Source organism: Pseudolabrys sp. (genome assembly GCF_035943735.1).
In the GTDB taxonomy this organism is placed as follows: Bacteria; Pseudomonadota; Alphaproteobacteria; order Rhizobiales; family Xanthobacteraceae; genus Pseudolabrys.
In genome coordinates, this window is record NZ_DASZBV010000001.1 from 20006 (window position 1) to 36856 (window position 16851).

General features: G+C 62.9%; 15 protein-coding genes. 8 read left to right on the top strand and 7 right to left on the bottom strand.

Annotated features, from left to right (window positions below; all coding sequences use genetic code 11):
* Window positions 1–749 precede the first annotated feature (749 nt).
* On the top strand, window positions 750–1967 hold the full coding sequence (locus VGV41_RS00095; protein ID WP_326861599.1) for a cupin domain-containing protein: 1218 nt from the start codon (window positions 750–752) through the stop codon (window positions 1965–1967).
* 26 nt (window positions 1968–1993) lie between these two features.
* Window positions 1994–3496, top strand: a complete 1503-nt coding sequence (locus VGV41_RS00100; RefSeq protein WP_326861600.1) for an ethanolamine ammonia-lyase reactivating factor EutA — start codon at window positions 1994–1996, stop codon at window positions 3494–3496.
* A gap of 4 nt (window positions 3497–3500) precedes the next feature.
* Here VGV41_RS00100 and VGV41_RS00105 read toward each other — a convergent pair whose 3' ends face one another.
* From VGV41_RS00105 to VGV41_RS00120, 4 genes are all read right to left on the bottom strand, one after another.
* Window positions 3501–3998: a tripartite tricarboxylate transporter TctB family protein gene (locus VGV41_RS00105; protein WP_326861601.1), complete on the bottom strand. Its 498-nt coding sequence runs from the start codon at window positions 3996–3998 to the stop codon at window positions 3501–3503.
* Window positions 3995–5512 (bottom strand): tripartite tricarboxylate transporter permease, encoded by a 1518-nt coding sequence (locus VGV41_RS00110; RefSeq protein ID WP_326861602.1) that lies wholly within the window; start codon window positions 5510–5512, stop codon window positions 3995–3997. Before VGV41_RS00110 ends, VGV41_RS00105 begins: the two co-directional genes overlap by 4 nt.
* Before the next feature lie 36 nt (window positions 5513–5548).
* Window positions 5549–6487, bottom strand: a complete 939-nt coding sequence (locus VGV41_RS00115; RefSeq protein WP_326861603.1) for a tripartite tricarboxylate transporter substrate binding protein — start codon at window positions 6485–6487, stop codon at window positions 5549–5551.
* Window positions 6488–6750: 263 nt separating this feature from the next.
* Window positions 6751–7476, bottom strand: a complete 726-nt coding sequence (locus VGV41_RS00120) for a class II aldolase/adducin family protein (protein WP_326861604.1) — start codon at window positions 7474–7476, stop codon at window positions 6751–6753.
* Between the two features lie 573 nt (window positions 7477–8049).
* Between VGV41_RS00120 and VGV41_RS00125 the strand changes: the two genes are divergently transcribed.
* The 3 genes from VGV41_RS00125 to VGV41_RS00135 are packed head-to-tail and all read left to right on the top strand — an operon-like array spanning window position 8050 to window position 10845.
* Window positions 8050–9075 (top strand): tripartite tricarboxylate transporter substrate binding protein, encoded by a 1026-nt coding sequence (locus VGV41_RS00125; protein WP_326861605.1) that lies wholly within the window; start codon window positions 8050–8052, stop codon window positions 9073–9075.
* Window positions 9076–9081: 6 nt separating this feature from the next.
* A complete protein-coding gene (locus VGV41_RS00130) occupies window positions 9082–9954 on the top strand; it encodes an isocitrate lyase/PEP mutase family protein (RefSeq protein ID WP_326861606.1) in 873 nt (290 codons plus the stop codon).
* Between the two features lie 30 nt (window positions 9955–9984).
* Window positions 9985–10845: a polysaccharide deacetylase family protein gene (locus tag VGV41_RS00135; RefSeq protein ID WP_326861607.1), complete on the top strand. Its 861-nt coding sequence runs from the start codon at window positions 9985–9987 to the stop codon at window positions 10843–10845.
* 128 nt (window positions 10846–10973) lie between these two features.
* On the opposite strand, the gene VGV41_RS00140 is transcribed toward VGV41_RS00135, so the two are convergent.
* The 3 genes from VGV41_RS00140 to VGV41_RS00150 form a co-directional block, all read right to left on the bottom strand.
* Window positions 10974–11972: a tripartite tricarboxylate transporter substrate binding protein gene (locus VGV41_RS00140; protein ID WP_326861608.1), complete on the bottom strand. Its 999-nt coding sequence runs from the start codon at window positions 11970–11972 to the stop codon at window positions 10974–10976.
* Window positions 11973–12023: 51 nt separating this feature from the next.
* The gene (locus tag VGV41_RS00145; protein WP_326861609.1) at window positions 12024–12650 is read right to left on the bottom strand and encodes a dimethylmenaquinone methyltransferase; all 627 of its coding nucleotides are present in this window, start codon (window positions 12648–12650) and stop codon (window positions 12024–12026) included.
* 122 nt (window positions 12651–12772) lie between these two features.
* A complete protein-coding gene (locus tag VGV41_RS00150; RefSeq protein WP_326861611.1) occupies window positions 12773–13729 on the bottom strand; it encodes a LysR family transcriptional regulator in 957 nt (318 codons plus the stop codon).
* A 318-nt stretch (window positions 13730–14047) separates the two neighbouring features.
* Here VGV41_RS00150 and VGV41_RS00155 point away from each other — a divergent pair, with 318 nt between their 5' ends.
* Genes VGV41_RS00155 through VGV41_RS00165 form a run of 3 tightly spaced genes read left to right on the top strand, consistent with a single transcriptional unit; the run spans window position 14048 to window position 16849 of the window.
* Window positions 14048–14926 (top strand): Bug family tripartite tricarboxylate transporter substrate binding protein, encoded by an 879-nt coding sequence (locus VGV41_RS00155; protein ID WP_326861612.1) that lies wholly within the window; start codon window positions 14048–14050, stop codon window positions 14924–14926.
* Between the two features lie 21 nt (window positions 14927–14947).
* A complete protein-coding gene (locus VGV41_RS00160; protein ID WP_326861613.1) occupies window positions 14948–15970 on the top strand; it encodes an ABC transporter substrate-binding protein in 1023 nt (340 codons plus the stop codon).
* A gap of 27 nt (window positions 15971–15997) precedes the next feature.
* Window positions 15998–16849, top strand: a complete 852-nt coding sequence (locus VGV41_RS00165) for an amidohydrolase family protein (RefSeq protein WP_326861614.1) — start codon at window positions 15998–16000, stop codon at window positions 16847–16849.
* The last annotated feature ends 2 nt before the right edge of the window (window positions 16850–16851 follow it).

Sequence of the window (16851 nt, forward strand, 5' to 3'; positions counted from 1 at the left end):
CGTAGGAGGCCGCGAGGTTGGCTTTTCAGGTCCGGGTAGATGGGGCTGGAAATGGGCCAACGAGGATCGCGGACTAGGGGGCCAATTTTCCGATGTTTAGGGCAAGTCAGCTGTGCCCACTCAAAAGGGTAACCGCTGGTCATCACCCTAAGCCGACGAAAGCTTCGGATTGCCCGGTCTCGCTCCTGGCGTTAGAGGATCCGGTCAGTACAGCCGGGCCGACGGGCGCTTACCGGACCTGAGAGGGCTTGAAATAGAGAATTTCGTTTGCAGTAGCGCTCCCACCGCCAGCCTGTCCCGTCCTCTCGTCTCCGATTTCCATTCTTATCCCTTTGAACGGTCCTTTTTGGCGATGGGCCTTCGGACCCTTGTGCGCAACGGTCCGGCCGCATTGCTCTCTTCGGCCGATTTTTCTCTGAGACTCCGTACTTCAGCCAATGAGCACGGGCTTCTCGGCTAGCGTGTTCACACATCTGGCAAGGACGCGGGCCGCGAAGGACGTTGTTTGATCTCGTACCGAAGCCCGAAGACGGGTCGGATAAGCCTTGGTTCGGTACCTAGTATGTGCATTGAAACCCGGAAACGACGACCCGCTGCCAGCTCTTCGCCAGCTTCCGACCCGCCAGCGATGCGATAGCCTCAACAAGCAATATCTGCTAACCGGAAAATGGCTCTAATCGAAACGCGGCGCGCATTGGATCGGGACGGACACTTCATTCGAATGTCATGCCGCGGCGCAGGTGTATGCAATGCATGAGGTTTCTGGACGCAGCCATTGGCACGAGCCGACCGCGGGAAAGCGCGCCGGCTTCGGCAAATTCGGGCGACCGAAGACACCCTACGACCTCTTCATGGAGGCGGAAGGCATCCCGGTCTTTCGCGACATCGGTGTCAGCAAGGTGCAGAATCTGCCGTTGGCGCCGTGGGCGCGGACGGGTGGCCGCGGCAGTTTCATCCAGCTTTACGGTACCGAAGGCAAATGGGGCTGCTATGTAGTCGAGATACCGGGCGCTGGCGCGCTCAAGCCCGAGAAGCATCTCTACGAAGAGATTTTCTACGTGGTGGAGGGGCGCGGGTCGACGGAGGTCTGGCTGGAGGGCGACCGCAAGCGGCACGCTTTCGAATGGCAGGCCGGTTCCCTGTTCTCTATCCCGGTGAATGCCTGGCATCAGATCGTCAATGCCAGCTCCAGCCCCGCATTACTGCTCGGCGGGACGACCGCGCCGAACCTGATGAATCTCATCAACAACACCGACGCCATCTTTAATTGCTCGTACGAATTTCGCGACCGCTTCAGTGGCGCCGATGACTTCTACAAGCCGAAGGACGACATCGAGCCGGATCCCGTGCGCGGGCTCGCCATGCGGCGTACGAACTTCATCCCCGACATCAAGAATTGCGACCTGCCGCTCGATAACCGCCGCTCACCTGGGTACAGGCGCATCGAGCCTTTCATGACAGGCAATACGTTCTATCTCTGGATCGCCCAGCATGAGAATGGCAGATACTCGAAGGCGCATGCGCATACGTCGGCGGCGGTGCTGATCTGCCTGAAGGGAAAAGGCTACACTTACACTTGGCCGGAACATGCCGGCGTCAATCCGTGGAAGGACGGCAAGGCCGAATTGATCAAGCGCGTCGATTACGAGCCTGTCGGCATGGTGTCGGCGGCGCCCGGCGGCGCGCGCTGGTATCACCAGCACTTCGGCGTTTCGAAAGATCCGCTGCGGCTAACCGCCTGGTTCGGCCCGAACTCGCCGGGCCGCGAGCCGGGACCGCCGGGCGAAACGCACATCGACTACACCGGCATGGACATTCCGGAAGGCGGCACGGCAATCCCGTACTGGATGGAGGATCCCTTCATCCGCGCCGAATACGAAACGACACTGAACCGCAACGGCGCGCAGAACCGCATGGCGCCGGAGTTCTACGATCGCGGCTACAAGGGTGAACTGCCGAAAGAGTAGGGCGGCCCCGACGGGCAGAAACCAACATGTCCGAAGAAGCCGAGGGCGGGCGCGTGTTTTTTTCCGATACCGGGCGCGCGTTGGCCGAAGAAGACCAGATCTGCATCCTTAGCGTTGGCGTCGATATCGGATCGTCCACCTCGCATCTGGTGTTCTCGCGCATCGTGCTCGAGCGGCTCGACAGCCGCTACGTCGTGAGCGAGCGCGAGGCCTTCTTCGAATCCGACATCATGCTCACGCCCTATGAAGACGGCGAGACGATCGATGCGGGCGCGCTCGGCCGGTTCATCGAGCGACAGTACGAGGAAGCGCAGATAGATCCCGATGAGATCGACACCGGCGCGCTCATCCTAACTGGTGTCGCGGTGCGTCGAAGCAATGCCCGGCGGATCGGCGAACTGTTTGCGCGTCAGGCGGGCAAGATGGTGGCCGTGAGCGCTGGCGACAATCTGGAGACCACTATGGCGGCCTATGGATCGGGTGCGGTGGCGCGCTCGATCAGCAGCGGTGCCGCCGTCATGAACGTCGATATCGGCGGGGGCACGTCAAAAATTGCCGTTTGCGCGGAAGGACGCGTGGCCGATCTCACCGCCGTGGATGTCGGTGCACGGCTCATTTGCATCGGTCCTGATGGCAGGCTGATGCGGCTGGAAGACGCCGGCCGTCGCTATCTCGTCGATCTCGGGCTTCCGTGCGAAGTCGGCGCCGTCTTGACGCCAGCCGGTGCCACTGCGGTCGCCGAAGCCATGGCCGATCGCCTGTTCGAGGCAATGCAGGGCGGCTCGCCTCGTCTGCGATCGGTGAGCCTGCTGCGGCTGGCGCCGCTGAGCCGCAGCGGGGCCCTTCAAACGCTTACGTTCTCGGGCGGCGTCTCGGAATATCTCTACGGTCGCCAGACGGGCGGCTTTGGCGACTTGGGACCGCAGCTTGCCGCGGCCGTTCGCACGCGCGCCGAACGCGCCGGCGCGAGAATTGAACCGGCGAACGCTTTCATCCGCGCCACCGTCATCGGCGCATCCCAGTACACCACACAGGTGAGTGGCAGCACGATCTACGTTGCGCCGCTCGACATACTGCCGCTGCGTAACGTGCCGGTAATCGCGCCGCAGTTGGCGCTTGACAAGACCGTCATCGATCAAGGCGAGATCGGCTCCGCCATTGCGGCATCGCTAGGGCGTCTTGACCTTGCCGAGGGCGGGAGTGCGGTGGCGGTGTTTCTTCCCTGGCGGGGCTCGGCGACGTTTGCACGACTGGACGCCTGCTGCCGGGGCTTGATTGAAGGGCTTGCGCCGGTGCTCTCACGTGGTCATCCCCTGGTGCTCGTCGGCGATGGCGATGTCGGCGGGTTGCTGGGCATCCACTGCCGCGAAGAACTGAAGCTCGAAAATGCGATCATTTCCGTCGATGGACTGGACTTGAAGGAATTCGATTATATCGATGTCGGCAAGATGATCGACACGTCCGGCGCCGTGCCGGTGGTGATCAAGTCGCTCATCTTTCCGCAAGCGGCGGCGGTGTCCGTCGCATAACCTGTCAAACGCCTTGGAGCAGCAGGCCGGGGTACAGGTTGAGCTGCAGCAGCATGGCGAACAGCAGCCAGACGAGCAGCGCCATGCCGGCACCGGCGGTTAGGCAAACTAGGTAGGAGCGGCGCCCGCGCAGGCGCAGCGACGCAAATACGTAGACCGGCACCGCGTAGAGGACGCCGATCAGCAGCAGCGCCGTCGCAAAACCCGCGAGCCAGAGAACTGCCGCGAATTGCTTTCGGGTGATGTTGGGGTCCGTCGACGCACCCTTGACTTGCGCTGCGCCGGGATTGAGCCAGCGGGTCAGCGCCTGGCCGAAACGTGTCTGTGTCCTCGATATCAGATCGAGCAGCAGCAGCAGCAGCATGGCCCAGGCAACGAGCGCGGGCATGACCCGAGATTCCGCGTCGTAGCCATAGGCGGTGATCAGATATGCCGCCGTGAGCAGCCAGAGCACCAGTGCCGGCAGATAATCGACGATGGGCGTTCCAAAGGCGCGCCTCATGTCTGCGGCTTCTCTGCCGCGATCGGCCGCGCGCGCAGTCTGTGTACGAGCATGCGCAGGGCGGGCGACCCGAGCAGGATGACAATCGCCGCCAGCAGCAGAGCCGACACCCAGCGATCGACGAAGATCGACCAACCGCCATTATTCATCATCATTGTTTGGTGGAAGCTGCGTTCCGCCGTCCCGCCGAGGACCAGCGCGACGACGACGGTCAGTCGCGGATAGTCGAAGCGGAGCATCAGATAGCCGAGAATGCCGAAGACGGCGGTGATGACGACATTGCCGATCTGGCCGTCGATGGCGAAGGAGCCGACGAGGGCGACGCAGATGACGACCGGAGCCAGAATTTCGGAGTCGACCAAAGTCACCATGGCGAGCGGCCGGACCAGCAGCAGGCCGACGCATGATGCAAGGATGCACGAGGCCGTGAGTGCCCAGACCAGCCCGTAAATTTCCGTCTGGTTCTGGATCAGCATCAACGGCCCCGGTTGCAGGCCATGCAGCACGAGAATGCCGAGGAACACCGCCATCTCGGCACCGCCGGGAATGCCGAATGCCAAAGTCGGAATGAGCGCGCTGCCGTCCTTGGCGTTGATCGCCGCCTCCGGCGCGATCACACCTTCGATATTGCCCTTGCCGAAGGAGTCCGGATCCTTGGAGGCCTGCACGGTGAGACTGTAGGACAGGAACGAGGCGACGACGCCGCCCACGCCTGGAATGGCGCCGACGACCGTGCCCACGATCGAGCCGCGCAGCACCGTTGCAGGGTGGCGGAACGTCTCCATTACGCCGCTCATCATGCGCGTGATCTTCACCGTACCGGCATCGCGCGCCACGGTGCCGCCTTTGACCATGAGGTTGATCATCTCGGCGACGGCGAAGAGGCCGATCAGCGCCGGCACAAGGCGCACCCCGTCCCAGAGATACTCGACTCCGTAGGTGAACCGGACATCGCCGCTCACGTTGTTGTAGCCGATGAACGCGACCATCAGGCCGAAACCGCCGGTGATCAGGCCGCGCAGCATCTTTCCGCGCGAAGTCGTGGCGACAACCACGAGCCCCAGAATTGCCAGAAGAAAGAACTCGGGCGGGCCGAACAGCAGTACCAGCTCCTTTGCGATGGGCAGGACGGCGAGCACGGAGATGGTGCCGATGATGCCGCCGAGCGAGTTGGCGCTCGCTGCCGCGCCGATGGCGAGCCCGGCCTTGCCCTGCTGCGCAAGCGGATAGCCGTCGATGCAGGTCGCAGCGTTGGGGGCGGTGCCCGGTGCATTCAGGAGGATTGCGGTGATCGAGCCGCCCATCGGCACCGCGCCCATGACGCCGCCGGACAAAGCGAGCGCGGTGAAAGGCTCAAGGCCATAGGTGAGCGGCATGAGCAGCGCCAGAGCGGTGCTACCGCCGAGACCGGGAATGGCGCCGAAAACCAGGCCGATGGCCATGCCGAGCGCAAGGAACATCAATTCCCTAAGCTGCAACAGACTTTCGATGCCGCTGAGCCAGACATGCAACATGGGTGCGAAGGCCTGTGTGCAACCGCCGTCAGCGGATCAGTGACCAGCCTTCAGATACGGTTTCCATTTGTTGTAGAAAGCGATCTGCTCCTTGAGCGTGGCGGCAGCCTGCTCCGGGCTTTCAGGTGCAAGCCCGGCATCCGCCTTCTTCGCCCACGCCTCGACCTCCGGAGCGGCCAGTGCCTTGGTCATGGCATCCGCCAAGGTCGCTGTGATGTCGGCGGACAAGCCTGGCGGGCCGGCGACCAGCCGCTGCAGCGTGATGCTGGCGAGTTCGGGCTGGCCGAGCGCGGTGGCATCAGTCGCGCCGGGCACGCTGCCGTGCTCTTCGAAGGTGGCAATGATGCGCAGGGTCTTGCCGGCAGCCATGCGGCGCAAGGTCGGGATGGCCGTAACCACGGCATCGCCGTCGCCGCGTACAGCGCCCATGACATAATCGCGCGAACCCTTGTAGCCGGTGATCAATTGCGCGCGGATGCCAAGCAGATGCGCGGCGATCAGAGTAGCGTTGTAGGCGGTGCCGGCCGGCCCGGTGGAGGTGAACTTGACCGGACGCCGCTTCGCGAGCGCCTTCAGGTCGTCGATGGATTTGATCGGCGAATTCTCGCCGACCGCCAGACCGTAGTGATCGACTCCCAGGCGCCCGATCCAGGTGAGCTTCTCCAGGTCGAAGCCCGCGTTACCGCGCTCCTGCTGGATGTAGATACCGGGCACGTTGAAGATGCCGATCGTGGCGCCGTCCGGTCGCGCGCGAAAGATTTCGTTCGCGGCCCGGGCCCCGCCGGCACCGGGAACATTGGTCGGCACGACGGTCACTTTTTGCGACAGATATTTTTGCATCGCAGGCGTGATTGCGCGCACGTAGCTGTCGAAGCCGCCACCCGGGCCGTCGGGGATGACGAAGCTGATGTTCTTGTCTGGATAAATCGCCGCGGCAAAGGCGGGCTGGGGCAACATCAATGCTGCGCCCGACATGCCGAGCGAGACGAGTAAACAACGCCGTTGCACGTCTGGCATAGGTTCCTCCCTATTCAACCGCTCCGCGCTTCTGCGGCGCGGTAGCGGGGGCAATAGTTTAGCATTCAGTCTGCTATGCGCGATGCTCCCGCAGATGTGCTCGCGGCTTAGTCATCACCGTGGTCTCGCTCGTGTCCATTATGCAGGCACGACGAACCAGATCGCAAGCCGTGCGGATCGGTTCCCAATGCCCATGCATTTAATTGGCAATGTGAGTGAGGTCAGAGCGCCCACGCCTTGGGGAGCATTCCGCTCGCGCGTCCGCGGCCGACATAATACTCCCACAGCTTGGCGATGTGCTTGTTGCGGTCGAATTCGCTGCTGAAAGCCGCCATCTCCGCCTCCGTGAGGGGTGCAACCGGGCCGAGGCAAGCGGCATCGTACATGGCTTGCGCATTCTCAACGAAGTGAATGCTGTCAATCAGCACGCCCTGTACCGACTCCGCGACGATGACTTGGCCATGCGCCCGAATGAGTAGCCCATGTTTGCCGCCGAGCGTCTGGGCGAGAGAGCGCCCTCGCTCCGACGTACTCACGTGACTCGGATCATCATGAACGGGGATGCCGCTCATCCAGCGCGCCGCGTGGTTCTTCACGGGCTGCAATTTGGCGCCTTTTGCAAGCGTAAAGACTGTCGTGCGTTCATGGTGGAAATGGGCGATCGCCTGCACGTCGGCTCGGGCACGGAAAATCTCGCAATGAAGATAAACCTCGGAAGGAGGGCGTGAGCCGGCAGGGGCGGACACGACGCCGCCATCCAGATCACAGACCAAAAGATCATCCGGCCCGATCGTCGAGCGGCTCTGCTGGAATGATTGGATCAGAAAAGTTTGGGAGTCATCAAGCCGCGCCGCGATATGGCCGCTGTAGCCCATGATCCCGAGGTCGTTGAGGAGCAAGGTCGCGGCAGCAACCTCACATCGAAGAACACTTTCACGGCGTTGCATGTTGAGCCGTATCTCAGTAGCTCGGCGGAATTGCCGCCTCGGCGTGATCAGGCATTGACATACTGTCTCCCCCGTCGAAAGCCGGCCGTTTCAATTCAATGTACATAAGATGTTCCGCTATTTCACGTCGGTCGGAGTGTGAGCCGGCTATAAGAACATTTCGACTCTTTTGTTTACGGGGATATGAGCGTCCCTTCTTCAGCGAATCCGACATCTTCTAGTGTAAGCGCAAAGGGCATAATCCTGTTTGCCTCTATTTCGGTTCCGATTACATCCTTTGACCCGCCAAATCTGCTCAACTCTGCAGCATACTGGCCTTGCACTCTGCTCAGACATACGTTGTAGAGGCTAATGCCCTAGGGGGCACCCTCCGAGGGCGGCGGGTGATCTCTAAAAGTCGAACATACGGGCCGCGACATCGGCTTTGTCGTACTTGAGCGCGACCTCAATATCGAGCCGATCGCGGGTGCCGATTTGCTACGGGTATCAAGTCGATACGCTAAACATTCTTGAGAGGCTATTTGCTGCTCTCTACCATGGCAAAAAATAACGAAATGATATGGGAGGATACGTATGGCGCGCATCGGGACGCCGCTTGGCGGACAGCGTCGGCTGTTTGTGGCACAACCGGCAGGTCACCTAAAAATTATTTTCGCTTGTTTGGCGCTGGCATGCCTGCTGACGGGCGGGCGTGCGGAGGCCGCCAGCTTTCCGGAGCGTACCATCAAGGTGGTCACGCCGTTCGCGCCTGGGGCAGCCTCCGACGTCGAGCTTCGGCTGCTCGCGGCCAGGATGTCCGAGACGATGAAAGTGCCGGTCGTCGTCGAAAACCATCCAGGGGCAGGCGGCGTCGTCGCAGCAAGAACAGTCACCAACGCGCCGCATGACGGCTACACCATCGCGTGGGTCGGCAACAACACTGCAATCGGAGTAAGTCTCTTCCGCGAGCCGTTCGATCCGCGCAAGGAGATGGAGCCGATCGTCGGGGTGAGTCAGTTCGCTTATCTGTTCGTCACGAGCGCAAAATCGCGGTTCAAGTCGCTGAAGGAATTCATCGAGGCAGCGCGGGCGCATCCGGGCGAACTGAAGATCGGAACCTCGTCGGCGGGCACGAGCAATAACCTCGCCGCATTGCTCTTCACGCTCAATATGAAGCTCAAGGTGACGGTGGTGCCGTATCGCGGGCCGGCGGAGCTCGAAGTGGCGCTGCTGCGGAACGACGTCGACGTCGTCGTCAACGCCTATGGTGGGCTTCAAGGAGCGATCAAGGCGGGACAGATTCGCGTTCTTGCCGTCACCTCGGGGCAGCGTGACGACCGCCTGGCGGATGTGCCGACCATGGCTGAGCAGGGCGTGCCGGATTTCGATATCACGTCGTGGAACGGCCTTTATGGACCCAAGGGCATGCCGAAGGTGGCCGTGTCGGCGCTGGAAGCGAATGTCACGGCAATCCTCAAGGAGCCGGACACCATTGCGAAATTCAAGAGGCTCGGATTCGAGGCTCTCCCGGTGCCGCACGAGAAGTTTGCACGGCGCATGGAAGCAGAGATCAAACGATGGGGCAGCGTGATCGACGCCGCGGGAATAACGAGGAAGTAGGCGAGCATGAGCGCTAAGGTCGTGACACCGAAGGATAGGCGCCTCCGCTATCGCGCGCTGCTGGAGCAAACCGAATGCCGGTTCGCGGCCGATGTCTTCGACCCGATGTCGGCCAGAATGGCAGCCGGGCTCGGCTTCAAGGTCGGTATGCTGGCAGGCTCGGTTGCCTCCATGGCGATCCTCGGCGCGCCGGATCTCTGCGTGATCACGATGTCCGAGTTCGCCGCGCTGGTTCGACGGATATGCCGCGCCAGCGACCTGCCGATCATGGTCGATGCCGACCACGGCTACGGCAACGCGCTCAACGTCATGCGCACGGTCGAGGAGTTGGAGACCGCGGGCCTCGCGGCGCTGACGATCGAAGACACCCTCCTGCCGCCGCCTTTCGACGGCAGCGACAAAGCGCTCATTACTCCTGAAGAGGGCGAGAGGAAGATCAAGGCGGCCGTTTCGGCAAGGTGCGACGACGCCCTCGTCGTCATCGCCCGCACGGCGGCGGCTTCGATCTCCGGCATCGATGACGCCGTCGCGCGAGCCGTACGCTATGCCGATGCCGGCGCCGACGCATTGTTCTTCTCCGGCATTCGGTCGGCGGAGCAACTCGCCGCAATCCGCGAACGCGTGCGGCTGCCGATCCTGCTCGGCGCCGTTCCGCCGACGCTCTCGGACCCGAATGTGCTCGCCACCTACGGCGTTCGGATCTGCCTGCAGGGGCATCGGCCTTTCCTCGCAGCAATGCGTGCGTGCCACGAAGCGCTCGCGGCGCTCGCAAACAGCACGCCTTCTGCGGATATCAAGGGCCTCGACGGCGAGGCGCTCGCCCAGGCGACGCGGCGGCCGGATTACGCCACGTGGACGGCCGATTATCTAAAGCGCTGATCATCGACGATCATAAAGGGAAACACTCAAATGACTGCCTTCCACTGGCCGCATGGAAAACGCATGGCGGTTGGCGTCACTGTAATGCTCGAAACCTGGTCGGAAGGGAAAGCGCCGCCTTACGGCGTGCAGGCGAGCCCGCTCAAGGCAGGGACCGTCGATCTCGCGGGCATTGCCTGGGGCAGCTATGGCGGAAAGATCGGCGTCTATCGGCTGATCAACCTGTTGAGCCAGCATGGCATCAAGGGCACGTTCTGCGTCAGCGGCCGCTGTGCGGAGATTTACGTCGACGCCGTGGCGCAGATCGTGCGGTCCGGCCATGACGTCGCCGGCCACGCTTATCTGCAGGACCAGGTCCTCTCAGCCATGGAGCCGGAGCAGGAACTGAAGACCATCAAGACATGTCTCGATCTTCTAGAGAAGGTGTCGGGCATGCGTCCGCGGGGCTGGATCAGCCCGAGCATGGCCTTCAGCCCACACACGCGCGAGTTCCTCGCAGCCGAAGGATTGCTGTGGCACGGCGATGCGCGCGATTCCGATTTGCCGCGTTTCATCGAGACCAAGAAGGGCCCGATCGTCCACATTCCCGGCAGCGACTTCACCGACAATCGCGTTCTGAAATCGAGCTCGATGGATCTGTGGGACGTCTATCGTGAGGTGTTCGACTACTTGTATCTACGCGAGCCGGGATCCTACCTGCCGCTGTCGATGCACTGTCACAACGGCGGTCGGCCGATGATCACGGCGATCTATCAGAAGATCTTCAACTACATGCGCAGCTTCCCGGACGTCTGGTTCGCGTCGCACGCGGAAATCGCCGACTGGGTCATGAAGAACAAGCTCGATCCGGACCCGCGGCGGCTCCTCGAAAGACGCGAGCGATCCGAATAGCAGCGGCTTTTTTTGGGCCATACGCCGTCTTTTGGCGACGTACGAGCCCAGTGCGAGCATTCAGGCATCTGTGGACTTCGTGCCGGCAACTAATCCCAGGCCGCCTTCGCGCGCAGAGGCGTGAGCGGCTAACGTTTCTTAATCCCCGCCTTCTGAATTACTTCCGTCCACGTCGCGACGTCGCTCTTGATGAGCGTCTTCATCGCCGCGGGGGCCATGCCCTTCGCGTCCATGCCGGCTTTCTTCGAGAATGTCTGCACCCTGTCGGACTTGAGCGCTTCGTCGATCGCGTTATGGAGCAAGGCCACGAGCTCGGCCGGCGTGCCCGCATGCACGCCGAGGCCGTTCCAGCTTGTCACGTCGTAATCCGGAACGCCGGCTTCCATCACGGTCGGCACGTCGGGCAGATTGGTGGCGCGGGTCTCGCCGGTCGTCGCCAGCACGGTCACCTGCTTGTTCACGATCGGCGACTGCAGACCGGCGAAATATTCGAACGCCACGTCGACGTCGCCGCGCAGGACGGCGCTCGCGAGCTCGGGAGTCGTCTTGTACGGCACAATGGCGACGTCGATGCCGGCGCGGATGCGGAACAATTCGGCGGAGAGGTTCTGCGTGCTGCCGGCATTGATCGTGCCGACGTTGAGGCTGCCCGGTTTCGCCTTGGCGGCTGCGACCACGTCCTTGATCGTCTGGTACTTCGAGCCCGTTTTGCTGACGATCACGAGGCCGTACGAGGCCGTAGTCGAGACCGGCTGGATATCTTTCTCGATGTCGTAGGGCAGATGCTTGAACAACGCCTTGGCGATGCACAGGCCCCCGCCAATCATCATCATCGTGTAGCCGTCGGGCGGCGCGGAGAGCGCGGCCTGGATACCGACGACGCCGCCGGCGCCGGGCCGGTTCTCGATGAAGAACTGCTGGTTGAACTTCTTGCTCAACTGGTCGGCGACGAGACGCATGGTCACGTCGGCGATGCCGCCCGGTCCGTAGGGGACGACGATGCGTACCGGTTTCGTCGGGTAGGCCGGCGCGGCGCGCAGGCTGCCCGGCAATGCGAGCGCGGCGGCCGACAGGGCAATGAAGCTGCGGCGGTCGATGCGGCCGGCCGCACCGGCATGAGGCGTCATTGAAGATCGCATTTTATGAACCGTCTTTGAGCGAGAAGTGGATTGCAATTGTCAGCGCTTGCGGTGCGCTGTCAATCCGAGCAGTTCGAGCGTCGTCTCGCCGGACTGCAGCCGCCGCATCGTGCCGGCTTCCTTCTCGGTGCGCTTGCGGGCGCCATCCAGCGTTCGTTGCACGTGGGCCTGCGGCAGCGACAGCACGCCGTCGGCGTCCGCGACGATGAGATCGCCCGGCGCGATCATCACTCCCGCGACAACGATCGGTTCCCCGGCCGACGGGCAATGATGCTTGACCGTGCCGCGCATGCCGACGCCGCGGGCGAACACCGGAAACTGGCGCCGCTCCAGCGCTGCAATGTCGCGACAGCCGCCATCGATCACGAGGCCGAGCACTTGGCGCGCCTGCGCACCCACGGTGAGCACTTCGCCCCAGTAGCCGGCGATATAGCCATAGGCATCGACGACCATCACGTGCCCCGGAGGCATAGCGTCGAGTGCGATGTGGATACCAAGATTGTCGCCCGGCGCGCAGCGCACCGGATAGGCTGGCCCTGCGACGGCGGCACCCGGCCAGACCGGCCGCAAGGCGAAGTCGAGCGCGCAAGGAAGCCCTGACGCCTCGCAGAGCGTGGAAGTCCCGTGCTGCAGCAGTTCCTCGGCGATGTCCTGATACGGTGTCATGTGGTCTTGTCCGAGCGTTCCCCTGGCGCAGGAATCCGATGTTCCGGGGCCTCTGTCCAACACATTCTGCACTATCGTTCGATACCCAAGTCGTATGGCCGCGCCCGTCGTCGGTTTCGCGCTTACGCCCGCGCTTTGGCGGCGATGCGCCGCGCCGCGATGGGTTGGACGGGCAGCGCGACCTGGTTGGCCCCGATCGCTTCCGCAATATCGATGATCTCCGGCACAACGTCCTTGCGCCGTTGCGGATTCCAGACCGCAGCAATGCTGACGACATTGACGGTCTCGGCCAGTGGCCGGAAGACGACTTCGCCGCCGCCGAAGCGCATCGCCCGGCTCGGCACCATGCCGACCGCGACGCCGCAGCCCACATAGGCAATCTGCGACACCACTGATGGCACTTCGAAATGGACGCGCGGCGAAAAGCCCGCGGCCCGGCAGGCGCTGGTGATCTGGTCGAAATAGCTCGGGCTCGAGCTGCGCGGCGGCAGCACGAAAGTCTCGTCGGCGAGCTCGTGAATGCCGACGCTCTTCGACGCCGTCAGCGCGTGGTCCCGCGGCAGGACCAGCACCAGGTGGTCGTGCACGATCGGACGCACCTCGAGGTCGGGAACGCGGTCGCCGAGGCGGGCGAAGGCGAGGTCGATCTCGCCGCTCTGCACCGCCGCCAGAGCTTCCGAGCTCTTCAATTCGGCGATCGCAATCGATAGTCCGGGGTAGCGCTGCGCCGCGATGCGCCGCAGCGAGGGGAGAATGTCGAACAGGGCCGAATTGATCGCGCCGACACTGAGAATGTCGCTGCGGCCTTGGCTCGCCTCGTTGACGGCGACCTGAAGCCGCTGCGCGTGCTCCATGAAGCGCTGTACCGGGCCGAGGATGGCGGCGCCTTCGCGCGTCAGCCGGACGCCCTGGCGCGACCGTTCGAACAACTGCACCCCGAGCATCTGCTCGAGCACCTGGATTTGCTGGCTGAGTGGCGGTTGCGACATGCCGAGCCGCTTCGCCGCCTTGCCAAAATGGCGCTCGTCGGCCACGGCGAGAAAATACCAGAAATGACGCAGCAACCGGAAGTCGATCATTGACAGCTTTCCAATATGAGCCGTTCGAGCAACAACTACGGCCCGAAAATCGCGCTTCCGTCGAGTGTCGGCGCCATGATGACGATTTCCATATCGATCCGTGAGCCTAATCGGAATGGACTTGCCGCGCCAGCGGGCAATCATTCAGCCAGCACGGCACGATCGAAGCATCGCCCGGCCCGGCCGCCGGAGAACAAAGCCGTGCAGGAGGAAAACATGACGCTATCGATCCGTGGATTGCGCCTATGTGCGGCTGTTCTGGCGGGCGCTGTCGCTCTTGTTGCAGCGCACGCCCAGTCCGGCTTTCCGGATAAGCCGGTGCGCATCGTGCTTCCGTACGGCCCGGGCGGGGTTGCCGACGTGACGTCGCGCCTCGTCGCCCAGAAGCTCAGCGAACGGACAGGCCAGAATTTCTTTATCGATAATCGGCCGGGCGCCGGCGGCATCGTCGCCGCCAAATTGGTCATGGCCGCTCCGCCGGATGGCTACACCTTGTTCCTGACCGGCAACGGCTCGGCCATCAACGAATCGTTGTTCAAGAAGCCGCCCTACAACGCGCTGACCGACTTCACCTCGGTGTCGATGCTGGCCGAGTTCGAAATGCTTCTGGTGACCAAGGCCGACGCCAAGCTCGACACGGTCGCCAAGATCGTTGCCTACGCCAAGGAGCATCCGGGCAAGTTGAATTTCGGCGCGATCAATGTCGGGAGCACGCAGAACCTCTCGGCCGAGTTGTTTCGCATGACGACAGGCATCAAGACGGCGCTTATCACCTACCGTACGACGCCTGAACTGGTAACGGCCCTGCTGCGCGGCGACGTCGATGTGGGCTTCGATTATCTCGCCGCGCTGCGACCGATGATCACGGCCAAGAAGCTGCATGTGATCGCCACCTCCGGCGATCATCCCGACCCGCAATTGCCCGGTGTACCGCTGGTCAAGGATAGCGGATATCCGGATTACGTGGTGACGAGTTGGAACGGCTTGTCCGGTCCCGCCGGCGTGCCGAAGAACGTTCTCGGCAAATTGAGCAGCGAGATCAGCGCCGTGCTCAAACTGCCGGAGATCAAGGACAAGATGGCGGCGCTCGGCATGGAGCCGCGGCCCACGACGCCGGAGCAGATGGACGACCGCATCAAGCACGACATCGCCAAATGGCGAGTGGTGATCGACAAGGCCGGAATTCCGAAACAGTAAGCGGTAGCGCGAGGAGTTGACGTGAACGTGCAAACGAAACCGGCGGCCATCCCGCAAGGCTCGGAGCGGCCCCGCCTGAAGATTGCGATCGGCAGCTACGGCCACACGCGCGCGATCAAGGACAGCAGCATTCCGATCGAAGGCGTGGACCCGGATTTCGTCGAGGTGGTGCCGATCATCCAGGCATTTCGCCGCATGGTGCGCGATGTCGAGTTTGACATCTGCGAGATGGCGCCGACTACCTACATGATCGCCCGCGCGCGCGGTGCGCCGTACATCGCGCTGCCGATCTTCCTGATGCGCCGATTCCATCACGGCGGCTTCGTGGTGCGGCCGGATGCCGGGATCCGCCAGCCGAAGGACCTCGAGGGCAAGAAGGTCGGGGTGCGCGCCTACTCGGTGACCACCGGCGTATGGACGCGCGGCATCTTCATGAACGAGTACGGTCTCGATTCTTCGAAGGTGACCTGGGTCGTCGACGACGAGGAGCACGTCACCTCGCTCGTCCTGCCATCGAACGTCGTGCATGCGCCGGAAGGCAAGTCACTGCAGAGCATGATGGCGAGCGGCGAGATCCAGGCCGGCTTCACCGGCCCCGCGGGCGTCGGCCGCGCCGGCCCGCCGATTGGCAACTGGGACATGAACGCGCCGACCGGCGGCGACACCGGGACCTATCCCGAACTGCTCGCCAACGTCGAGCAGGTCGAGCACGACTGGTATCGCCGCACGGGCATCTATCCGATCCACGGTCTCATCGTCGTCAAGGACGAGGTCATTGCGCGCCATCCCTGGCTGGCGCAGAGCATGATGAACGCCTTCACCACGGCCAAGCTGCCCTATCTCGAGGGGCTGCGGCTCGGCAAAGGTGACAGCGCGGAAGACAAGCGCTATCGAAGCTTCTTCTCGCTCATGAGCGATCCGCTGCCCTATGGCATGGCGGCGAACCGGCCAAGCATCGAGGCGCTCGTGACCTATGCGCTGCAGCAGGAGCTGATCCCCTCCCGTCCCGAACTCGACCGCGTCTTCGTCAACGTCGACGCCTGAGCGAAGTCCAACAGTAAGCAGGCCTGTATGTCCTCGATCATCGATATCCATCCGCACATCGTCTCGCCCGACACCAAGAAGTATCCGCTCGATCCGCTCGGCGGCACGCAGTCGACCTGGTCGACCGAGCGGCCGACGACGTACCATCAACTGCTCGCTGCGATGGACGAGGCGGGCGTCGCCAAGGCGGCGATCGTGCATTCCTCGACCGCCTACGGCTACGACAACAGCTACGTCGCCGACGCCGTCGAGGCGGTGCCGGAGCGCTTCACCGGCGTCTATTCGATCGACGTGCTGGCGCCGGACGCGGTGAAGACGTTCGACTACTGGCTCGGCCGCGGCTGCACCGGCATGCGCCTGTTCACCACCGGCTCGACGCTGCCGAACCAGGCGACCTTCTTTGTCGATCCGAAGGCCGATCCGTTCTGGGAGCATGCGCAGGCCAAGAACATCCCAGTCTGCATGCAGATGAAGCAGGAGGGCATCCCGCTGCTGCGCCAGATCATGGATCGCTTCCCGAAGATCACCATGATCCTCGACCACTTCTCGCGCGCGCCGTTCGAGGACGGGCCGCCTTATGCCAAGGCGCAGGCGCTGTTCGACCTGGCTAAGTACAAGCAGGTCTACCTCAAGGTGACGCCGATCAACGTTTCGCCCAAGAGCTGGGGCAATGGTGCACCGGAGACGTTCTTCGGCAAGATGATCGACACGTTCGGCGCCGAGCGCATCGCCTGGGGCTCGAACTTCCCCAATTCGGTCGGCACCATGAAGGAGATCCTGACCGCGGCGCAGAAGGCCTTCGCCTTCGCCAAGGCGAGCGATCAGGACTGGATCTTCGGCAAGACCGCGCAGACGTTGTACCCGGTCCTAAAGGGCTGAGC

Bases quoted from the DNA above. Each gene is read 5' to 3' on its own strand.
- VGV41_RS00095 (WP_326861599.1), top strand. From the start codon at position 750: ATGCATGAGGTTTCTGGACGCAGCCATTGGCACGAGCCGACCGCGGGA.
- VGV41_RS00100 (WP_326861600.1), top strand. From the start codon at position 1,994: ATGTCCGAAGAAGCCGAGGGCGGGCGCGTGTTTTTTTCCGATACCGGG.
- VGV41_RS00105 (WP_326861601.1), bottom strand. From the start codon at position 3,998: ATGAGGCGCGCCTTTGGAACGCCCATCGTCGATTATCTGCCGGCACTG.
- VGV41_RS00110 (WP_326861602.1), bottom strand. From the start codon at position 5,512: ATGTTGCATGTCTGGCTCAGCGGCATCGAAAGTCTGTTGCAGCTTAGG.
- VGV41_RS00115 (WP_326861603.1), bottom strand. From the start codon at position 6,487: ATGTCGGGCGCAGCATTGATGTTGCCCCAGCCCGCCTTTGCCGCGGCG.
- VGV41_RS00120 (WP_326861604.1), bottom strand. From the start codon at position 7,476: ATGCAACGCCGTGAAAGTGTTCTTCGATGTGAGGTTGCTGCCGCGACC.
- VGV41_RS00125 (WP_326861605.1), top strand. From the start codon at position 8,050: ATGGCGCGCATCGGGACGCCGCTTGGCGGACAGCGTCGGCTGTTTGTG.
- VGV41_RS00130 (WP_326861606.1), top strand. From the start codon at position 9,082: ATGAGCGCTAAGGTCGTGACACCGAAGGATAGGCGCCTCCGCTATCGC.
- VGV41_RS00135 (WP_326861607.1), top strand. From the start codon at position 9,985: ATGACTGCCTTCCACTGGCCGCATGGAAAACGCATGGCGGTTGGCGTC.
- VGV41_RS00140 (WP_326861608.1), bottom strand. From the start codon at position 11,972: ATGACGCCTCATGCCGGTGCGGCCGGCCGCATCGACCGCCGCAGCTTC.
- VGV41_RS00145 (WP_326861609.1), bottom strand. From the start codon at position 12,650: ATGACACCGTATCAGGACATCGCCGAGGAACTGCTGCAGCACGGGACT.
- VGV41_RS00150 (WP_326861611.1), bottom strand. From the start codon at position 13,729: ATGATCGACTTCCGGTTGCTGCGTCATTTCTGGTATTTTCTCGCCGTG.
- VGV41_RS00165 (WP_326861614.1), top strand. From the start codon at position 15,998: ATGTCCTCGATCATCGATATCCATCCGCACATCGTCTCGCCCGACACC.